We start from the raw sequence: 18,973 nt of genomic DNA, 5'->3' as shown, positions 1-18,973 counted from the left end.
TTAGTAAAAGAAAAGTTAAATGATTTATCCAATTGGATGTTAGGAATTTGGGCGAAAATAAAAGGGTATACACTTGAAGCATGGAAGATGGTTTACACATACATCGTTGAACCAATTATTTCAGCTTATAATTCTGCAAAAGAGAAATTTAATGATATGTACAACACAGCACGGGAAAAATTTGATTCTGTAAAGAATGCGGCTCAAGAAAAATTTGAAGCGGCAAAACATTTTATTATAGATCCAATTAAAGATGCAGTTGACAGTATAGAAAAATTTATTGGGAAGATTAAGGGATTCTTTAGTGACTTGAAGTTAAAAATTCCAAAACCAGAAATGCCACCTCTTCCACACTTCAGCTTACAAACAAGCACGAAAAATGTTTTAGGTAAAGATGTTACATTTCCGTCAGGAATTAATATTGATTGGCGCGCAAAAGGTGGTATCTTCACTAAACCAACTATCTTCGGAATGAATGGTGGAAACTTGCAAGGTGCAGGAGAAGCGGGACGAGAAGCTGTGCTTCCCCTGAATAAAAAGACACTTGGAGATATTGGTGCTGGAATCGTAGCAGCCATGCCACGACAACAATTTGCTATGCCGGGAGAAATAAATCAACTAATGGGTGACATGAGCCGTATGATGGCTAGTTCTGTGAGTCAATTATCAGGATTAAAGAGTGTCATGAGTGGTGTGTATGGAAGCATGTCAAATAGTAGACAAGCAATGGCAAGCAGCGTATCAAATCAAGTGATTAATTACGGATCTGGTTCATCTTCTAGTGGTGGAGTTATTCCAATGCTTGGTGGAGATTTAGTTATTGAAGTGCCTGTTAATTTAGAAGGAAGAGACGTGGCACGCGGTACTTATCGCTATACAACCGAGTATCAAGAAAGAGAAGCAAAAAGAAACTCAGCCTTTTAGGTTTGGGTTTCTTTTATTTTATAAAGAAATGAGGTGTTGGCATGAGTTCTTTTACTTTTAACAACCAACGAAAGAAGTACATTCAAATAGAAAAGGGATGGAGTCCACCAACATGGGCACCTCTAAAACGTAATTTCTTAAAAACACCTGGATATCCAGGTGCAAGATTATTAGGAACGGATACAGATCCTCGTCCACTTCCTGTCCCTGTAGGAATTATCGTTCCAGATGGAACAGATTTAGAAACGTTAAAAGAAGAAATAGCAGCATGGTTAATTACAGAAGAAGCAGTTGAGCTAGTATTTGATGCAACTCCTGATCGAACATATTTAGCTATAATTGATGAAGATTTTAATCTTGATGATTTCGTTACGTTAGGTAAAGGTACTTTGAAGTTTATTTGTCCGATGCCTTATAAATTAGGACCTACCCGAACAGTAGAATTTCAAACAGGTGCGCTGGGGTTAACGGCGAGCGTTCAAAACAAAGGAACTGTTCATTCTAATCCTATCATTGAGATTGACATTACGAAACCAAACACTTTTTTAGATGTATGGTTTGGCGGGATATCCCTAAGTGATCGAGATTATTTTCGTATCGGTATGCCACTAAAAACTATAGAAAAGCCTGTGGAAAGGAATCAACGTATCGTATGGGATGAAATGGCCACTACTGTTGGATGGAGTAAAGTCAGTGCAATGGAAGATGGTGAACCGGTTGGTGAAATGAAATCAGATAAATACCAATTCTATTGTTCTGATTTTGGGACTGGAACGGGAAAAGGATGGCACGGTGCAGCGGTCAAAAAGAGTATACCTGGTGGTCCAGTACAAGATTTTATTATGCAAGCCTATGTTACTTGTAAGAGTAAGAAAATCAATGAAATGGGACGAGTTGAGATAGCAATATTAGACGAAAACAGTAAGGTACTTTCAAAAATTGCTATGAACGACCTCTATTGGCAAGCTGAACAAAATTTTGGAACGATGGTTATTGGATACGATAACAAGCCAGGGAAAACAGGGTTGATTTATGAGAGTGGTGATTATCCGAATACATGGAATCAATATTTTGGACGAGTGTGGATAGCTAGAACAGGAAATGTATGGGAAGCGTATATTTCGAAATTTCTTCCTGGAACAGAAAAAGATGATTCAGAGCGTTTTGCACGGTGGACAGATGAAAATAACTATCACATGGAAAAAGCAGCTCAAATACAGATTAGCATCATGCAATGGCAGGATGTACCGCCAGTAGAAGCAATGTCAGTTAGTGACTTAAAGTTTTGGAAAGTGAATTTAAATACGAAAAACACACCGCCTTATATAGTGGACGTTGGCGATAAAGTCGTAATTGATACAGAAAATAGTCATGTAACGATTGAAGGGAAGGATGCGATTAATATTAAGGACATTTTCAGTAATTTTCCTATCATTAATAAAGGTATTAATACAATGGAAATCATGCCTTCTGATATCGGAACAGCAAGGGTTAAATATAGGGAGCGATTTAGATGAGAACGCCAAGTGGAGTCTTACATATTATTGATTTCAAAACTAGTCAAATCGTTTCAGCTATACAACCAAAAGATTATTGGGATGATAAACGTCATTGGGAAATCAAGAATAATATCGATACGTTAGAGTTTAAAGTATTTGATAACACGAAATATGCAGCAACACTTATGCAACAAAACTTAGTATTAAAAGAAGTAAGGGATGGGCGTATTGTTCCGTATGTAATCACTGAAGTAGAAAAAGACCCTGACGATAGATCTGTCATTACTTATGCATCAGGTGCATGGATTAATCTTGCTAAAGATGACTATATTCGTCCACAGAAATTAGAAGGTAAGACAGTAAATGAATTTATGGATATTGCTCTTGTAGGTACAAAATGGAAGCGTGGTAAAACGGAGTATGCTGGATTTCATTCTATGACTATTGATGAATTTATAGATCCATTGAGTTTCTTAAAAAAGATTGCCTCCCTATTTGAACTAGAAATTATATACCGTGTTGAAGTGGTTGGTTCTCGAATTGCAGGTTGGTATGTAGACATGGTGAAAAAAAGAGGAAGAGAAACAGGAAAGGAAGTCACGTTAGGTAAAGATTTAGTTGGAATTAAACGTATTGAAAACTCACAAAACATTTGTACAGCTCTAATTGGCTTTATCAAAAAAGAAGGTGGAGAAGTTCTTACCATCGCAGATATAAACAAAGGTATGCCATATATTGTGGATAACGATGCTTTTCAACGTTGGAATGAAAAAGGCAAACATAAATTTGGATTTTACACTCCAGAAACAGAACAAGATATAACACCAGAACGATTGTTGACTCTTATGAAAACAGAGTTAGCAAAACGTGTGAATACCTCTATTTCTTATGATGTTCAAGCACAAAGTATAGGGCGTGTATTTGGATTGGCTCACGAGTTAATCAATGAAGGAGATACAATCCGAATTAAAGATATTGGATTTACACCTAAGCTTTATTTAGAAGCAAGGGCAATCGTTGGTGATGAATCACATACTGATCCTTCGCAAGATAAATACGCATTTGGTGATTACCGTGAGATTACAGATCCAAACGAAGAACTACGAAAGATTTACAATCGTATTCTTAGTTCACTAGGAAGTAAACAAGAACTGATAGATCAGTTAGAGAAATTAGTGAAAGATGCAAATGAAACAGCTAGTAATGCTAAGAAAGAATCAGAAGTAGCAAAAACACTGGCTGAAAAGGTTCAAGAGAATCTTAAAAATAATACGGTAAATATTATCGAAGCTAAAAATCCACCGACCGATAATCTTGTAGTAGGTAAAACATTATGGCGAGATATTAGCGACGGTAAACCAGGCATTTTAAAAGTGTGGAACGGTAAAGGGTGGGAGCTTCTTATTCCTGATGTGGAAACTATCAAGAAAGAGACAATGGAACAGGTTAATAAAGATATCAAACTTACAGAAGAAGAATTAAATAAGAAAGTGGAAGAAGCTCAAAGTGAAACCACTGGCCGATTCAAGAAAGTTAAAAATAGTCTCCAAGAAGTATCGCAAACTATTAAAAATGTACAAAACTCTCAAGGTGAAATTAATAAAACAGTTTCTGAAATGAAACAAACTAACGAGGGTTTTACTAAATCTATTGAATCTTTAACAAAAAAAGACGGTGAAATCACTGAAAAGTTTAATACAGTAGAAGAGACTTTCAAAGGTACAAAAAAGACAATCTCTGAGGTGCAGCAAATAACTAATGATCTAAAAAAAACCACAACTGAAATTACAGAAAAGGCTGGCCGGATTAGTGAGAAGTTGGAGGTCGTAGAAAAGAAAGTTAATAACGATAAAGCTGGAGGACGTAATCTGTTATTAGATTCAAATGTTAAATACGAAAAAACAGATTATCTAATCAATCCATATTCGCTAACCGAAAATTTCTCTACAGGTGAAGAATATACATTTGTAATTAAAGGTAGCGTTCCGAAGGGGCAGAAGTTTGGGATTTGGCAAAATGGCGGTTCAAATAATGTTGGATATGCAACAAGTATTTATGCGAATGGAGTTACCTATGTAACTTTTAAAGCTGTAGCAGCAACGAGTGGAAATGAAAGAAAGTTGAGTCTGTATAACTTTCCAAGTAACACTACAAAAGCCATTGTAGAATGGGTTGCTTTATATAAAGGTAATAAGCCACAGGATTGGACACCAGCTCCAGAAAATCAAGTAACGAGTGATGAATTCACTAAGAAAACAACCGAGATTGAAAAAAGTGTGGATGGTATTAAAGAAAGTATAAAAACGGTAGAAAAAACACAAACCTCTTTTAATGAACGTGTTAACACTGTAGAAAAGAACGCAGAAGGAACAACGGCAAGTGTTAAAAAATTACAGGAAACACAAACTCAGCAAGGGAAAACGTTAACTCAGGCTGCTACAACATTAGAACAACATTCTGAAGCATTGAAATTAACAATGAAAAAGAAAGATGTTGAGGATTATATAGGTGGTTTAGGCACTGTCAACGAGTTGCGTGATGCGGATTTTAAGTTAGGACAGAAATATTGGTTTTGGAATAGTGGTAATGGGGCTACTGGTTCTGTTGATACGAATTTAAAATACAAAGGTATGAATACATTTGCAATTACCGTTACTGGCCAAACTCAAGATCGTTGGTGGGGACTTATAAGTCAATTCATTGAGTGTCAGGTTAACGAAGAATTTGTTGTATCAGGTTATTTCAATACTGATGGGAAAACACCTATTGATAGTGGCGGTGCATTTATAGAAATTGAATGGTGGACTGCTGACAAAAAAACTCGTATTAAAACAGCTAGAACGAATATCAAGGTTGTAAATCATACATGGGTTCGTGCTGTATGCACAGATAAAACACCAGCCAATGCAGCGTTTGTAAGATGGCGTTATTACGTTACGAGAAATGGGCGTTTATGGTGTGCTGCACCTATGTTACAACGTGGCACCATAGCTACAGAATTTTGGTTGCATCCGAAAGATCAAACGGATGTTGATAAAATGCTAGAAGATATAGCTAATAGAGTAGCTACTGAGAAATACAATCAGAAAGTTACAGAGTTAGAAAGAAGTATTGGCGCAAATGAAAAAGGTATTACAATCGTTTCTAGAAAACAAGAAACGTTTATAAATGAGACTTATAATGCCTATGCAAGGAAAACGGAATCTAGGCTAGAAGTTTTAGATGAAGGGATTTTAGCGCAGATTTTAAAGGACGGAATTGTCACTGCCATCAATATGTCCCCTGGGAAAATTACAATCAATGCTGCAAAACTGGATATTAATGCAGATACAATGGTCAAATGGCTAACAGCAAAAGGTATTGATACGAATCTTATTAGAATTAACGGTGATAAGATAACCATTGATAAAGATGGTGTAACTGTTAAAATGCTAGACTTTCTATTCCAAGACGAATGGGGAACAAAAACAACTGCAGTATCAAGACGAAACTTGATAGCAGATCCCGACTTTTCTAGTGTTACAAAGAAAAACATTGGACATAACGATTTTTATGGGTTTGAAGGTGGATACGGTCTTACTTGGAGGTCATGGGGAAATGTCGTAATAGAAAAGAATACACATATATTCGATTACGAGCAGATGGTGAATGCTACAAGGATAGACATGTATAACTACCCAGAAGCAATTGTGAATAATGGCATACATCCCGGAAATGAATACACAGTATCTGCTCACTTTAGAGCATCTATGATAAATGGTGTACGTAAAACAGGGAAACCACGCTTACATGTATGTTGTGTTAAATTCCGGGACAATGTAAGTTACGATATATGGAATGAACAAAAAATGGACTTTCCTGAGCCGTCTACATTTTATGGAGAAATCAGAAGATATTCATTTACCTTCAAAGTGCCGAAAAACTATATTCCGCAACAACATGCATTGATTATTAAAGTTTGTTCTGGAAGTGCTGACATGAGACAAGGGACAGCGATTTGTGTAAGTGGTGTAACGCTATACAGTGGCAAATATGCATCTATGTATAATTGGGATCGTGCAGCAGCAGAAAGAGCGGATGGCATTCAGCCGTTTAACGCACTTGCTATAGGTGGTGTGAATAATAATATAACTCCAGCACCAGACGGACAAACGTTTGATATAAGTACTGAAAAAGAAGTTAAAATCTTTAGGAATATACGAGCAATGCAGGGAGTTAACTTAGGTGGGGGTGGATTCCAACAATGGGGGCATATTCGTTTTACAGACGGTAATGCTGGAGCAGGTTTTTATGCGAGTACTCCAAGTGGTTGGAAATTTAATGCACTTGGATAGAAAGGAGAAGTAAGAATGGATGAGAATCAAATGATGCCACTTCAAGCAGGTGAAAGCTTTCCTTTTATGGGGAGGCTGGTGGATGCAGAGCGTACAGAGACAGGGATTTTTGTTCAAATACCTGCTGATATGTTAAATAATGCAGGTCTGCTAAACGGTGTTAGCAGGGTCGAAGTATGGAGAGAAATGGATGGGACAGTAAAGTTTCGAATTGCTACGTTGTGTGAAATATGTAAACGCGGAGCGCGTTTGTACCCACTAGATATGGGATTTGCGAAAAAGAATATTTGTTTAGAGTGTTATGCATCACTTACAGGGAATTACCCATCTCAAGAACCGCCAACACCAACTAATGAAAATAACACACAAACAGAGCAGGAGCAGCCATAAGCTGGTCTTTTTTTATTGTCAAAAAAGGAGATGAGAACAGTGGAAGATGCAATTTTCAACTCAGTTATTCAACAAGGTGCATTTGCAGCGTTATTTGTGTGGATGCTATTTACTACACAAAAAAAGAATGAGCAGCGTGAAGAAAAGTATCAACAAGTAATTGATAGAAACCAACAAGTAATAGAAGAGCAAGCAAAGGCTTTTGGATCTATCTCTAAAGATGTAACAGAAATCAAACAAAAACTATTTGAAGGAGATGTTCAATAATGGGGTATATCGTTGATATTTCAAAATGGAATGGTAATATTAACTGGGATGTAGCAGCACTGCAATTAGACTTAGTAATTGCTAGGGTGCAAGATGGTTCTAACGTAGTTGATCATATGTATCAAAGTTATGTTGGTGAAATGAAAAAACGTGGTGTTTCTTTTGGTAACTATGCGTTTTGTCGATTTGTTTCTGAAAATGATGCACGTGTAGAAGCTCGTGACTTTTGGAATCGTGGAGATAAAGACGCATTGTTCTGGGTAGCTGATGTGGAAGTGAAAACAATGGGGAATATGTTAGCTGGAACGTTAGCTTTTATTGATGAATTACGCCAGTTAGGTGCTAAAAAGGTTGGTCTATATGTTGGTCATCATACATATAAAGAGTTCCAGGCGGATAAAGTAAACGCTGATTTTGTATGGATTCCCCGATACGGTGGGAATAGACCAGCTTATCCATGTGATATCTGGCAATACACAGAGACAGGTAATGTACCTGGTATCGGTAAGTGTGATTTGAACCAATTGATTGGCAGTAAATCGTTATCTTGGTTTACAGGAGAGGAACAAACAGAACAATCTGTTGCTAATGGTGGCTATCAATATGTTAAATCTGGTGGTTTTGGTATTTCATTGGTTCAGGAAGTCGTAAATGCTATGAATGAGCGCGGAACAAAAGGGAAAGTTGTCTCTGATCCATTAACCGGTTTAGCTTACTTACAAACTGAAGTACTGCCTAATGGAGATCTTGATAAGATTACAGCTTGGATGGATGAAAGAAACTGGTGGTATGAGTACATTAAAAAATAAAACAAAAGAATAGTTTTATGAACAAAAATTATTATCTGGTTATATATGTAGATAATTATATATTGATTTTCATCTTTATAAATGTTAGGGTAAATATACACCGTTTCTTATTTATCTATGAGTACTGTCTGTAGAACGAATAGAATAATTTGAAAAAAATCCCCTTTTGCACCTATATGCAGAAGGGGATTTTAATATTTATGAGATTTAAAATTTACTTTTAGATAATGCTTTAAGTATTGGCTTTACAATTAAACTTATTAAACGAAAGCCTTTAAATATAGAGCGTACAACTTTCAAGGAATGTTCCTCCTAGTTGATGTTAATAAATGTATCATTATATAAAAAATAGAGATATAAAAATTTTTCTTCCATTTATCTTGTTCTTTTAAATTCTTCTTTCTTTTCCCTTAGAATCTAGCAAAATAGCATAAAAACTAATTAAAAAAGACAATTATTCTATTTATAAAACTATCCACTAAATTATTACCTTAATTAATCTTTAGAATCCTCATCGCTCATAATATATTCGATATCTTCATCTGTAAATTCATTGCCTTTAAATACTGGATGCCCATTTGGATCGAGCATACCCATTACTTTTTTATCTCTATCAGACACAATTAGTGTATAGTCCTCCATAAGAAAAGGGTTTTTTGGTAAATCCACTAATATTCTCCAAGCTGGCCTTATATCATCATTGTTTCTATTTTCTTTCTCAATTTTAAATGTATAAGCCTCATCAAAGAAAAGCTGGTTGATATCTTCATTAACTACTCCATCTAATTTATTTTTCTTATGATAATGTTTAGCAATTTCTATTGCTTCCTGAGGCTTTAACATTACATCTACAGTAATTTCATTTATTTTCCTATAATGTCTTGAAAAATCTTCTTGCTTTAATCTTATATAATTTTGAAATTCTTCAGTAGACAATTGTTTAAACTCTTCATCAGACATATTTTTATACTTGTCTAAAGACATATAAAATTCTCCTTTTATTTATATGAAATTAGAATTTACCTTTAATAAACCAAAAAAAGAAGAACATCTATCCTCACTTCAAGGTGCTCTTCTTTTATTGTTATATTATTCATCTTCAAAATCATGTAGACTATCAAGTAATTCTGTGAATGTTGAGCAAACAGGGTAGATTGAATCTTGTATCTCTTCCTCCTCGTGATCCCAAAATACGATTGTTGGTGATTCGGGGTTGCGTCGATAATCAAAACATATGAAATTGCCAAAAGAATCACTTGCGAAAGGATAAATTCCATCCGTTAATCTATCTTTTATATTCTCATATCTCTGAACTATCGAATATTTATCATCAATATGTAGAGTTAATAGATCATTAAATGTACTTTCGTCTAGTCCTTGTATATCGAACACTTTCGGCCGTGGATAGCCACCATCATATTTCTTTACACATTCAATAAAATCATTAGGAAATTTAATGTTAAAATATTGTTCTACTTGTTTAATCTCATTATCCGTAACTTCCTTATCACTTGCACCAATCCATGTAATCTTACTCATGGGTAATCCTCCTTATTTTTCTCCTTTTTTACCCCAGATATTATAACCGCCTGTATGACCAGTTTTCTCATGCAGGTATGCATCTACAAGTTGCATTCTTCCTGTATCTTGATGATGATGCCATGTATACGTCTTAGGTTTTTCACCATGTTTAAATAACTCAATTTCCTTCTCTGTAAATTTTGCAGCCAATTTGGGATCTTTTAAAATTTGCTCGTATAATAGTTTATTACATATTCTATCATGAGTAGGTCTTGTTTTTTTGAAATCAGCTTCTTTTAATTTAACTTCAGTTATCGCATCAAAAATTGGGAATCCATCTAAGTCATACGGAATTCCAGTGACAGGATGCTTATCTCCAGCTAATTCACCTTTTCTAAGACTGATAGTCTTAGGGCCGTTTGCACCTTCATAAGTATATTTCGCTGCCTTCTGCAAGTACTGTTGAGTGCTACCAACTCCTGCATATGAAAGATGATTTCCAGATTTGACTTCATAGTTATTTAGTATATGTAGCGCATTTCTGTATGCTGAGGAATTAGTTATAAGGGATTTCCCTTTAGTAAGTCCTGTCAAAGCAGATACCTCACCTGCTTTTGAAATTTTATCTACACCTTTTGTTCCGGCAACAGCGAACATACCATGACCCATTGCGTTTCCATACCATTCAGCTCGACTATTCCAGTCGCCATTAATAACATCACGATTCCAAGAATCGGAAATGGCTTGTTTTATCGCATTGAATGTTCCAGCTGGATCAGAAAAAGCTTCAACCGTGTCATTAAATGTATTTATTGGATGGAGAGCTGCATTTGCAATTCCTAATAATTCATCACCTAAAGCGTTGTCCATTCCTTTTTTTAAATGATAGGGCACACCTAATCCGGCTTTTTCAAACGCAGCTGCAATTTTATCATCGGTGACATCTTTTATTTTACTAAATCCCCTATAAAAATCTTCAACACCATGTTTAAACTTATCCAGTAAAGATTCATCTTTTTTCTCACTATTTAATGGACCACACATTGCACCTTCTTCAATTGAACTACCATTTAAAAGATTGTCGGCCTGACGCTTCCTATCTTCTTCAATCGCCTGAATGGAAGTCGTCCATTCCATATTCAATCCCTGTGTACTAAATGTACCGCTTGCAGGACTAAAGCCCTTTCCACTTTGGACTTCGGCAAGGCCAGTAGCAATACTAGCTGCTAGTTGAAGGGCTGTGCTGTAGTTATTACTCGATGTATAATTGAATTCATATAAATGCTCTAGTTTTTCTTCAAGTTTTTTTCTCATCGCAACTAAAACAGCCACAATTGCGTCTACTCCAGGCATGGGTGTAAGTAACTCTATTGCTTCTATACTTGCAATTGTTTGATTGATTTCTTGGATTTGTTCTCTTATTTCTTGTTCGATAACATCTGTTGAAGCAACCTTTGCTTGAAAATCATTTGGAAACGCATCATTTTGACGAATTAATTCTTCACATAAATATATAATTCCTTGTGCCAAAGGCCGAAAGGTTTGGACAAGATAGGCTTTTGCACTGCTATATGTTTGCCCTTGTAACACAGTATCCATTGCAAAAGCGTCAATTGACTGAATCGCTTGTTCCATAGCTTGAATGGTAGCCGTACATACAGCATTCATACTTTGTGTTTGGGCATGTACTTCCCCTAAATACATGTTTAAACTCAAAAATCTCCCCCCTTTTATGTGAACAAGTAAATCATACCAATTAAAGGATATATATGTAAATATGCTGCTGTAGTAAACTCAATATCAAAGTAGAACTTTTCCATTTAATTACTAAAGTACCATCGAATTCGTTTATGGATATCTATGAAGAATATGGTATACAAAATAAATTTACAGGATTTGAAATGAATATATAATAGAAGAAAAAAGAAATGTTTATATTGTCGCTACCATGTTGGCGTCAACCTCATGCGCCTAATGGCAACAAAAAACATCTACTTCGTTCCATTCGGTCAAGATGCACCAGAGAAAAAACCGAACTCAATGGTAGCTCGCATGGAGCTGCTGGAAGACACAGTATTAGAAGCACTGCAAGGAAAGCAATTGCAACCGGTGGTCGTAGAAAAATTCAGATATATGAATTAAAAAACGAAAAAAAACGGACAATTTTTGATGAAACCATCATTCTTACTGTAGAATATGATAAAATTAACGTTATTAAGATTAGAAGGGGTATTGTATACTCCTTCTGATTCTAAGTTATAGAAGGATTGGTATCTAGAAAGGGGCATAGTGATGGAAAAGCAAAAAACTTTTCATGTCGCTGTAGTTGGAGCAACCGGCGCAGTTGGTGAACAAATGTTAAATACTTTAGAGAAACGAGAATTTCCGATTGGGAAGTTAACGTTACTTTCATCTAAACGATCTGCAGGTAAGAAACTTGTATTTAAAGGCGAAGAATTTACAGTTCAAGAGGCAACTCCTGAAAGCTTTGAAGGAGTAGATATCGCACTATTTAGTGCTGGTGGATCTGTATCGAAACAATTAGCGCCAGAAGCAGCAAAACGCGGTGCGATTGTTGTTGATAATACAAGTGCATTCCGTATGACAGAAAACGTGCCACTTGTTGTACCTGAAGTAAATGAAAATGACTTAAAAGAACATAATGGCATTATTGCAAATCCAAACTGTTCTACAATTCAAATGGTAGTAGCTCTTGAGCCAGTTCGTCAGCAATATGGTTTAAAACGAGTAATCGTTTCCACATATCAAGCTGTATCAGGTGCTGGTGCGGCAGCTATTGAAGAACTTCATGAACAATCACAAGCAATCTTAAATGGCGAAGAAGTTAAGGCAAATGTTCTTCCTGTATCAGGTGATAAGAAGCATTTCCCAATTGCTTTTAATGCGATTCCACAGATTGATAAGTTCCAAGATAATGGATTTACATTTGAAGAAATGAAAATGATTAACGAAACGAAAAAAATTATGCATATGCCTGAATTAGAAGTAGCGGCAACGTGTGTACGTTTACCAGTTGTATCAGGACACTCTGAGTCTGTTTACATCGAAGTAGAAAAAGAAGGCGTAACAGTAGAAGAATTAAAGAGCTTACTTGCAAATGCGGAAGGTATTGTTCTGCAAGATAATCCAGAAGAGCAGTTATATCCAATGCCAGCTACTGCAGTAGGTAAAAACGAAGTATTCGTTGGAAGAATCCGTAAAGATTTAAATAACGATAAAGGATTCCATCTTTGGGTCGTATCTGATAACTTATTAAAAGGCGCTGCATGGAATTCTGTTCAAATTGCAGAGCGCTTAGTAAAATTACAATTAGTGTAAACGGCTAAGAGAAGGTGCAAAATATGAAAATAATTGTTCAAAAATTTGGTGGCACATCAGTACGTGATGACAATGGACGTAAGCATGCGCTTCATCATATAAAAAAATCATTAGCTGCTGGTTATAAAGTAGTTACTGTCGTATCTGCTATGGGCCGTAAAGGTGAACCATATGCAACGGATACGTTATTAAGTCTTGTAAATCAAGAGGAATCTACTATTTCTAAACGTGAGCAAGATTTATTATTATCGTGCGGAGAGTTAATCTCTGCAATTGTTTTCTCTAATATGTTGAATGAGAATAGTATAAAAGCAGCAGCATTAAATGGTGCACAAGCTGGTTTTGTAACGAATGATGACTTTACGAATGCAAAGATTATTGAAATGAATTGCGATCGTATACATGAAGAGTTAGAAAATGTAGATGTAATCGTCGTTACAGGATTCCAAGGGCAAACGAAAAAAGGTGATACGACAACACTTGGACGCGGAGGTAGTGATACTTCAGCTTCAGCATTAGGTGTTGCACTTCATGCTGAATACATCGATATATTCACTGATGTAGAAGGTGTTATGACTGCGGATCCTCGTATTGTAAAAGATGCACGTCATCTTCAAACTGTAACGTATAACGAAATTTGTAACATGGCTTATCAAGGTGCGAAAGTCGTTCATCCACGTGCAGTTGAAATTGCGATGCATGCAAAAGTGCCACTTCGTGTACGTTCTACGTATTCTGATAGTGAAGGTACGCTTATTTCAGCATATGACGGTGCTACAAGAGGTCGTGATGTAGAAGAACGTCCTGTTACAGGTATCGCCCACGTATCAAACGTAACGCAAATTAAAGTGCTTGCAAAAGAAACGGCATATGATTTGCAACAACATGTGTTTAAAGAGATGGCGAACGAAGGAATAAGTGTTGATTTAATTAATATTTCACCTACTGGCGTAGCATATACGGTGAGTGATAATGTATCAAGTCATGCAGTTAAATTATTAAAGAACCTTGGATATGAGCCAATTGTGACAGAACATTGTGCGAAAGTATCTATCGTTGGAGCTGGAATGGCAGGATACCCAGGGGTTACTGCGAAAATCGTTACAGCTTTAGCGGAAAAAGGTATTCAAATTCTGCAATCGGCAGATAGTCATACAACAATTTGGGTTCTTGTAAAAGAAACTGATTTAGTGGAGGCTGTAAATGCATTACATAGTGCGTTTGAGCTTTCAAAAGAAAAGCAACTGGAACAATAAGGAGTGAGACCATGATAGATTTTGGGACAATTGCAACCGCGATGGTAACACCGTTTGATATAAACGGGAATATCGATTTTGCAAAGACAACGAAATTGGTAAATTATTTAATTGATAACGGTACAACAGCAATCGTGGTAGGAGGAACGACAGGAGAATCTCCTACATTAACTTCAGAAGAGAAGGTAGCGTTATATCGCCATGTCGTATCTGTTGTCGATAAAAGAGTGCCCGTAATCGCTGGAACAGGTAGCAATAATACGCATGCTTCTATTGATTTAACTAAAAAGGCAACAGAAGTTGGTGTGGATGCAGTAATGCTAGTAGCACCGTATTATAACAAACCGAGTCAAGAAGGAATGTATCAGCATTTTAAAGCAATTGCTGAAAGTACGCCACTTCCGGTTATGCTATATAACGTTCCAGGACGATCTATTGTACAAATCTCCGTTGATACAGTTGTTCGTTTATCAGAAATAGAAAACATTGTTGCTATTAAAGATGCAGGCGGCGATGTGTTAACAATGACAGAAATCATTGAAAAAACAGCGGACGACTTTGCGGTATACAGCGGTGATGACGGTTTAACGTTACCGGCTATGGCAGTTGGAGCGAAAGGTATCGTTTCGGTAGCATCTCATGTTATCGGAAACGAAATGCAAGAAATGATTACAGCATTTCTTGCAGGAGAGTTTAAGAAGGCACAAAAATTACATCAATTACTTGTAAGAGTAACTGATTCATTATTTATGGCGCCAAGTCCAACTCCAGTAAAAACAGCGTTACAAATGGTTGGATTAGATGTAGGTTCTGTACGTTTACCACTTCTTCCATTAACAGAAGAAGAAAGAGTAACGTTACAATCTGTAATGCAATCTATTCCTCGTTAATAAAAATGACCTAGTTTCACACTAGGTCATTTTTTTATTGATATGAAAATGTTTGAATCTGTTTTAAAGTAAATCTTTTATAAAATGATTTTAAGCTTGCCTTTCTCATCTGTATATGAACCTATAATATTGAAAACGTGTACATTACGCTACGCGTGCTCTACTTGATAAAGTATGATATTGTTCTTTCATTAATTTGGTTCCAACCTCTTGTCCTCGATAGTGACTGTCAAATCCCCCTAAAAATTTAATCTTATTAAATTTCTATTAGATTTTGTAATTCATAGCTTTTTGTCATGTAATACAATGTTTATAAGAAAAGGATCTTACACTTTTAATTTTGTTGAAAAGTAGTTGCTAGTACAGGAAATACTTTCGGTTATGTTTTTAGAGGAATTGCCTCAAATATGACGTAATCTATAAAAAAGTTTCATTTTATAAGTGTTTTTTTGCAATTCAAGAAAAAAATCTAGGAAATCCATCAAATGAAAGTAATTTAAAGTGTTTAGGGTTTTTTTTCAAATAACATGGAGTATAAAAGCAGCGGAAATAAGCCATATACTTTTAGTACTGTTCCTTTCTTTTACTTTTTCTTTCGCACGATTTAACTTGTGTTCTATTTCTTCTATCAGGTATAATATGGCTAAGTAGCTTAGTACGGGTATGCTTAGCAAAATTGGGAAAAATTATAATTTAATTAAATTTTCATATCATATCGAATAAGATATTTGATTTATATAATGAAAGAGAGGTGAAACCTGGTTTAAAAAATAAACAAGGACATGATATCGCATAACGGTAAGGACATTCGTCTTGGACGGTGAATATATGGTGGTTGTAGAGTTTCCCCTGGTGTCTCTGCAATTTTAGTGAAATCAGTGTTTGCAAGATTTTTAAACCAGGCAACAACATGAAGAGAAAAGAGAATGAGTCTGTTAAAGTATTTGCTCTTGGTGGAGTAGGTGAAATCGGGAAAAACATGTACTGTGTTGAAATTGATTCTGAAATCTTTATTGTGGATGCAGGGTTAATGTTCCCGGGAGATGAAATGTTTGGAATTGATATCGTTATTCCTGATATTACATATTTAGTGGAAAACCAAGAGCGAGTAAAGGGTTTATTTATTACTCACGGTCATGAAGATCATATTGGTGGTATTGTTTACGTACTTCGTAAATTATCTATTCCAGTGTATGCAACGAAATTAACAGTAGGACTTATACAAGAAAAACTTGGCGAAGCGGGTATGTTAGGTCGTGTAGACTTAAAAACAATCGATTCAAATTCAACAGTAGAGTTTAATACTACAACGGTGTCATTCTTTGGAACGACACATAGTATTCCAGATTCTGTTGGTGTTTGTTTCCATACATCAAAAGGTGCAATTGTATATACAGGAGACTTTAAATTCGATCAAACTCCAATTGGAAATAGTGGAGCAGACCTTGGGAAAATGGCTCAAATCGGAAATGAAGGCGTACTTTGCTTATTATCTGATAGTACAAACGCAGAGCGCCCAGGTTATACAGGTTCTGAAAAAGAAGTTGGTGTAGAAATTTCTAAAGTGTTCTACGGCGCAGAAGGTCGTATTATCGTTGCTTCATTTGCATCGAATGTACATCGTATTCAACAAGTATTTGATGCAGCTGCCGAAACAGGGCGAAAAGTAGCGGTAGTAGGACGTAGTATGGTGAAAGTAGTAGACATTGCAAGACGTCTTGGTTATTTAGATGTTCCAGAAGGTATGGTTATTTCATTACAAGAAGTAGACAACTTCCCAGAGAAAAAGGTAGCTATTTTAACGACAGGTAGTCAAGGTGAACCGATGGCTGCTCTATCTAGAATGGCAAAACAAGCACATAAACAAATTTCAATTCGTAAAGGTGATACTGTTATCATTGCTGCTTCGCCAATTCCGGGTAATGAAATATCTGTATCAAAAATTATTGATTTGTTATTTAGAGCTGGAGCTGAAGTTGTTTATTACGGCGAAAGAAAAGTTCATGTTTCAGGTCACGGTAGCCAAGAAGAATTAAAATTAATGTTAAATTTAATGAAACCGAAGTACTTTGTACCCGTACATGGTGAGTTCCGTATGCAAAAAGCACATGCGTATTTAGCTGAAGATGTAGGTATTACAAGAGAAAATATCTTTATCGTAGAAAAAGGCGACGTAATTGCTTTTGGTGACGATGAAGCGAACTTAGTCGGTAAAGTACAAGCTGGTAATGTTTTAATTGATGGATTAGGTGTAGGTGACGTTGGTAATATCGTTCTTCGAGATAGAAAGATGTTATCTCAAGATGGAATATTAGTAGTAGTTGTAACGCTTGGTAAAGATGAAAAGAAAATTATCTCTGGTCCAGAAATCATTTCACGTGGTTTCGTATATGTTCGTGAGTCAGAAGCGTTAATTGAACGATCTACAGAGATTGTACGTATGATTGTTGAGCAGTCAATTAAAGAATATTCGATTGAATGGTCAATGTTAAAACAAAATATTCGTGAATTATTAGGACAGTTCTTGTACGAAGAGACAAAGAGAAAACCTATGATTTTACCGATTATTATGGAAGTATAAAAAAGATCACCCTTATGGGTGATCTTTTTTTTCTTTTTAACCCTATCGAATGAAATTTATAACTTAAGAAATAATAGTTATATACGAGTGAAAGGGGATGCGAAATGACAGAACGTGATCGATATACAAATGAAGAAAAAGAAACTGAGCCAAAAGAAGCTGGAAAAGAGGCTTCAATAGTAGAAAAAATTCAACAGCTTGGACAGACAAATGTACCACAGATGAATGAATCACGTATTCATTGTTTAACGATTATCGGACAAGTGGAAGGTCATGTTCAATTACCGCCGCAAAATAAAACAACAAAATACGAGCATATCATTCCGCAAATTGTTGCGATTGAACAAAATCCGAAAATTGAAGGTTTGCTTTTAATATTAAATACGGTTGGAGGTGACGTTGAAGCTGGACTAGCAATTTCAGAAATGGTAGCTTCACTTTCAAAACCAACAGTATCTCTAGTTTTAGGTGGGGGACATTCCATCGGTGTACCGATTGCTGTTTCTACTGACTATTCGTTTATTGCGGAAACTGCGACGATGACAATTCATCCAATTCGTTTAACAGGTCTTGTCATAGGTGTGCCGCAAACATTTGAGTATTTGGATAAGATGCAAGAAAGAGTTATTCGTTTTGTGACGAAGCACTCGAAAGTAACAGAGGATCGTTTTAAAGAGCTTATGTTTGCGAAAGGAAATTTAACGCGAGATATTGGGACGAATGTAATTGGTGGAGATGCAGTAAAGTACGGTCTTATAGATGATGTTGGTGGTATTGGAAATGCGATTCGAAAATTAAACGAATTAATAGATGTTCGCGCGGAAGGTAGTGCAGAAGGGACAATGTTACAATGATTTTATATACAATTATGCCAGAGCAACTTGTGTATCCGGCCGATTATTCACAATGTGAAAGTCAAAAAGTTGTAAATATAAATGGTGTGGAATTAATGGTTTCTGAAGAGGAACATGGGTGTTATTCTATTGTACGTGTGCTAAGTACGGACCCACTTCACTATTTAGAGTTTGAGCCCGGTCAGAAAATAACCTTTTAGCAAAAAGAAGGATTTTGTTTAGAAGCTATGGTATAATATAAAAAACAAGACGGTTGAGCAGCCATGAGTAGGCTGCTTTCTTCTGTTTATTTAGCATTTTACAAGAAGT

Annotated in this window: 14 protein-coding genes and 2 pseudogenes; 13 read left to right on the top strand and 3 right to left on the bottom strand. The window is 35.9% G+C overall.

The annotated features are described in order from the left end of the window. The 6 genes and pseudogenes from MR167_RS18885 to MR167_RS18860 form a co-directional block, all read left to right on the top strand. A pseudogene (locus MR167_RS18885) lies at positions 1-924 on the top strand (phage tail tape measure protein); the annotation flags it as partial. A gap of 41 nt (positions 925-965) precedes the next feature. Continuing rightward, positions 966-2,441, top strand: a complete 1,476-nt coding sequence (locus MR167_RS18880; RefSeq protein ID WP_242315234.1) for a distal tail protein Dit — start codon at positions 966-968, stop codon at positions 2,439-2,441. After that, positions 2,438-6,757 (top strand): phage tail spike protein, encoded by a 4,320-nt coding sequence (locus MR167_RS18875; protein ID WP_242315232.1) that lies wholly within the window; start codon positions 2,438-2,440, stop codon positions 6,755-6,757. The genes MR167_RS18880 and MR167_RS18875 overlap by 4 nt, the downstream gene beginning before the upstream one ends. Positions 6,758-6,772: 15 nt before the next feature. Then, the gene (locus MR167_RS18870; protein WP_097999696.1) at positions 6,773-7,147 is read left to right on the top strand and encodes a hypothetical protein; all 375 of its coding nucleotides are present in this window, start codon (positions 6,773-6,775) and stop codon (positions 7,145-7,147) included. A gap of 30 nt (positions 7,148-7,177) precedes the next feature. Beyond that, entirely contained in the window at positions 7,178-7,414 is a 237-nt protein-coding gene (locus tag MR167_RS18865; RefSeq protein WP_001261076.1) for a BhlA/UviB family holin-like peptide, read from the top strand. Beyond that, positions 7,414-8,223: a GH25 family lysozyme gene (locus MR167_RS18860; RefSeq protein ID WP_242315230.1), complete on the top strand. Its 810-nt coding sequence runs from the start codon at positions 7,414-7,416 to the stop codon at positions 8,221-8,223. Before MR167_RS18865 ends, MR167_RS18860 begins: the two co-directional genes overlap by 1 nt. A 495-nt stretch (positions 8,224-8,718) precedes the next feature. Here MR167_RS18860 and MR167_RS18855 read toward each other — a convergent pair whose 3' ends face one another. From MR167_RS18855 to MR167_RS18845, 3 genes are all read right to left on the bottom strand, one after another. Continuing rightward, a complete protein-coding gene (locus MR167_RS18855) occupies positions 8,719-9,207 on the bottom strand; it encodes a hypothetical protein (protein WP_087932270.1) in 489 nt (162 codons plus the stop codon). A 105-nt stretch (positions 9,208-9,312) separates the two neighbouring features. Continuing rightward, positions 9,313-9,762 carry an SMI1/KNR4 family protein gene (locus MR167_RS18850; protein ID WP_242315228.1) on the bottom strand — a complete coding sequence of 150 codons (450 nt, stop codon included), beginning with the start codon at positions 9,760-9,762 and terminating at the stop codon, positions 9,313-9,315. Positions 9,763-9,774: 12 nt separating this feature from the next. Then, entirely contained in the window at positions 9,775-11,460 is a 1,686-nt protein-coding gene (locus MR167_RS18845; RefSeq protein WP_242315226.1) for an HNH endonuclease, read from the bottom strand. Positions 11,461-11,697: 237 nt separating this feature from the next. Here MR167_RS18845 and spoVFB point away from each other — a divergent pair. The 7 genes and pseudogenes from spoVFB to MR167_RS18810 all read left to right on the top strand — a co-directional run. Then, a pseudogene (gene spoVFB / locus MR167_RS18840) lies at positions 11,698-11,886 on the top strand (dipicolinate synthase subunit B); the annotation flags it as partial. Between the two features lie 150 nt (positions 11,887-12,036). Beyond that, positions 12,037-13,083, top strand: coding sequence for an aspartate-semialdehyde dehydrogenase (gene asd, locus MR167_RS18835; RefSeq protein ID WP_000414849.1), 1,047 nt, complete (start codon positions 12,037-12,039; stop codon positions 13,081-13,083). Between the two features lie 23 nt (positions 13,084-13,106). Then, a complete protein-coding gene (gene dapG, locus MR167_RS18830) occupies positions 13,107-14,339 on the top strand; it encodes an aspartate kinase (RefSeq protein ID WP_000692458.1) in 1,233 nt (410 codons plus the stop codon). Between the two features lie 11 nt (positions 14,340-14,350). Further along, positions 14,351-15,229: a 4-hydroxy-tetrahydrodipicolinate synthase gene (dapA, locus tag MR167_RS18825; protein WP_000564762.1), complete on the top strand. Its 879-nt coding sequence runs from the start codon at positions 14,351-14,353 to the stop codon at positions 15,227-15,229. Positions 15,230-16,139: 910 nt separating this feature from the next. Continuing rightward, positions 16,140-17,810 carry a ribonuclease J gene (locus MR167_RS18820; protein ID WP_000823089.1) on the top strand — a complete coding sequence of 557 codons (1,671 nt, stop codon included), beginning with the start codon at positions 16,140-16,142 and terminating at the stop codon, positions 17,808-17,810. A gap of 104 nt (positions 17,811-17,914) precedes the next feature. Then, complete coding sequence (tepA, locus tag MR167_RS18815) at positions 17,915-18,664, top strand: translocation-enhancing protein TepA (RefSeq protein WP_000139825.1); 750 nt, start codon at positions 17,915-17,917, stop codon at positions 18,662-18,664. Continuing rightward, positions 18,661-18,864: a YlzJ-like family protein gene (locus MR167_RS18810; RefSeq protein ID WP_000605020.1), complete on the top strand. Its 204-nt coding sequence runs from the start codon at positions 18,661-18,663 to the stop codon at positions 18,862-18,864. Before tepA ends, MR167_RS18810 begins: the two co-directional genes overlap by 4 nt. Positions 18,865-18,973 lie beyond the last annotated feature (109 nt).

Source organism: Bacillus cereus group sp. BfR-BA-01355, assembly GCF_022663675.1.
Classification (GTDB): Bacteria; Bacillota; Bacilli; order Bacillales; family Bacillaceae_G; genus Bacillus_A; species Bacillus_A thuringiensis_S.
The sequence above is the reverse complement of the archived record's forward strand: the minus strand, read 5'-3'. Positions and strand labels throughout refer to the sequence as shown.

Coding starts and splice junctions, on each gene's coding strand:
- MR167_RS18880 (WP_242315234.1), top strand. CDS start 966: ATGAGTTCTTTTACTTTTAACAACCAACGAAAGAAGTACATTCAAATA.
- MR167_RS18875 (WP_242315232.1), top strand. CDS start 2,438: ATGAGAACGCCAAGTGGAGTCTTACATATTATTGATTTCAAAACTAGT.
- MR167_RS18870 (WP_097999696.1), top strand. CDS start 6,773: ATGGATGAGAATCAAATGATGCCACTTCAAGCAGGTGAAAGCTTTCCT.
- MR167_RS18865 (WP_001261076.1), top strand. CDS start 7,178: ATGAGAACAGTGGAAGATGCAATTTTCAACTCAGTTATTCAACAAGGT.
- MR167_RS18860 (WP_242315230.1), top strand. CDS start 7,414: ATGGGGTATATCGTTGATATTTCAAAATGGAATGGTAATATTAACTGG.
- MR167_RS18855 (WP_087932270.1), bottom strand. CDS start 9,207: ATGTCTTTAGACAAGTATAAAAATATGTCTGATGAAGAGTTTAAACAA.
- MR167_RS18850 (WP_242315228.1), bottom strand. CDS start 9,762: ATGAGTAAGATTACATGGATTGGTGCAAGTGATAAGGAAGTTACGGAT.
- asd (WP_000414849.1), top strand. CDS start 12,037: ATGGAAAAGCAAAAAACTTTTCATGTCGCTGTAGTTGGAGCAACCGGC.
- dapG (WP_000692458.1), top strand. CDS start 13,107: ATGAAAATAATTGTTCAAAAATTTGGTGGCACATCAGTACGTGATGAC.
- dapA (WP_000564762.1), top strand. CDS start 14,351: ATGATAGATTTTGGGACAATTGCAACCGCGATGGTAACACCGTTTGAT.
- MR167_RS18820 (WP_000823089.1), top strand. CDS start 16,140: ATGAAGAGAAAAGAGAATGAGTCTGTTAAAGTATTTGCTCTTGGTGGA.
- tepA (WP_000139825.1), top strand. CDS start 17,915: ATGACAGAACGTGATCGATATACAAATGAAGAAAAAGAAACTGAGCCA.
- MR167_RS18810 (WP_000605020.1), top strand. CDS start 18,661: ATGATTTTATATACAATTATGCCAGAGCAACTTGTGTATCCGGCCGAT.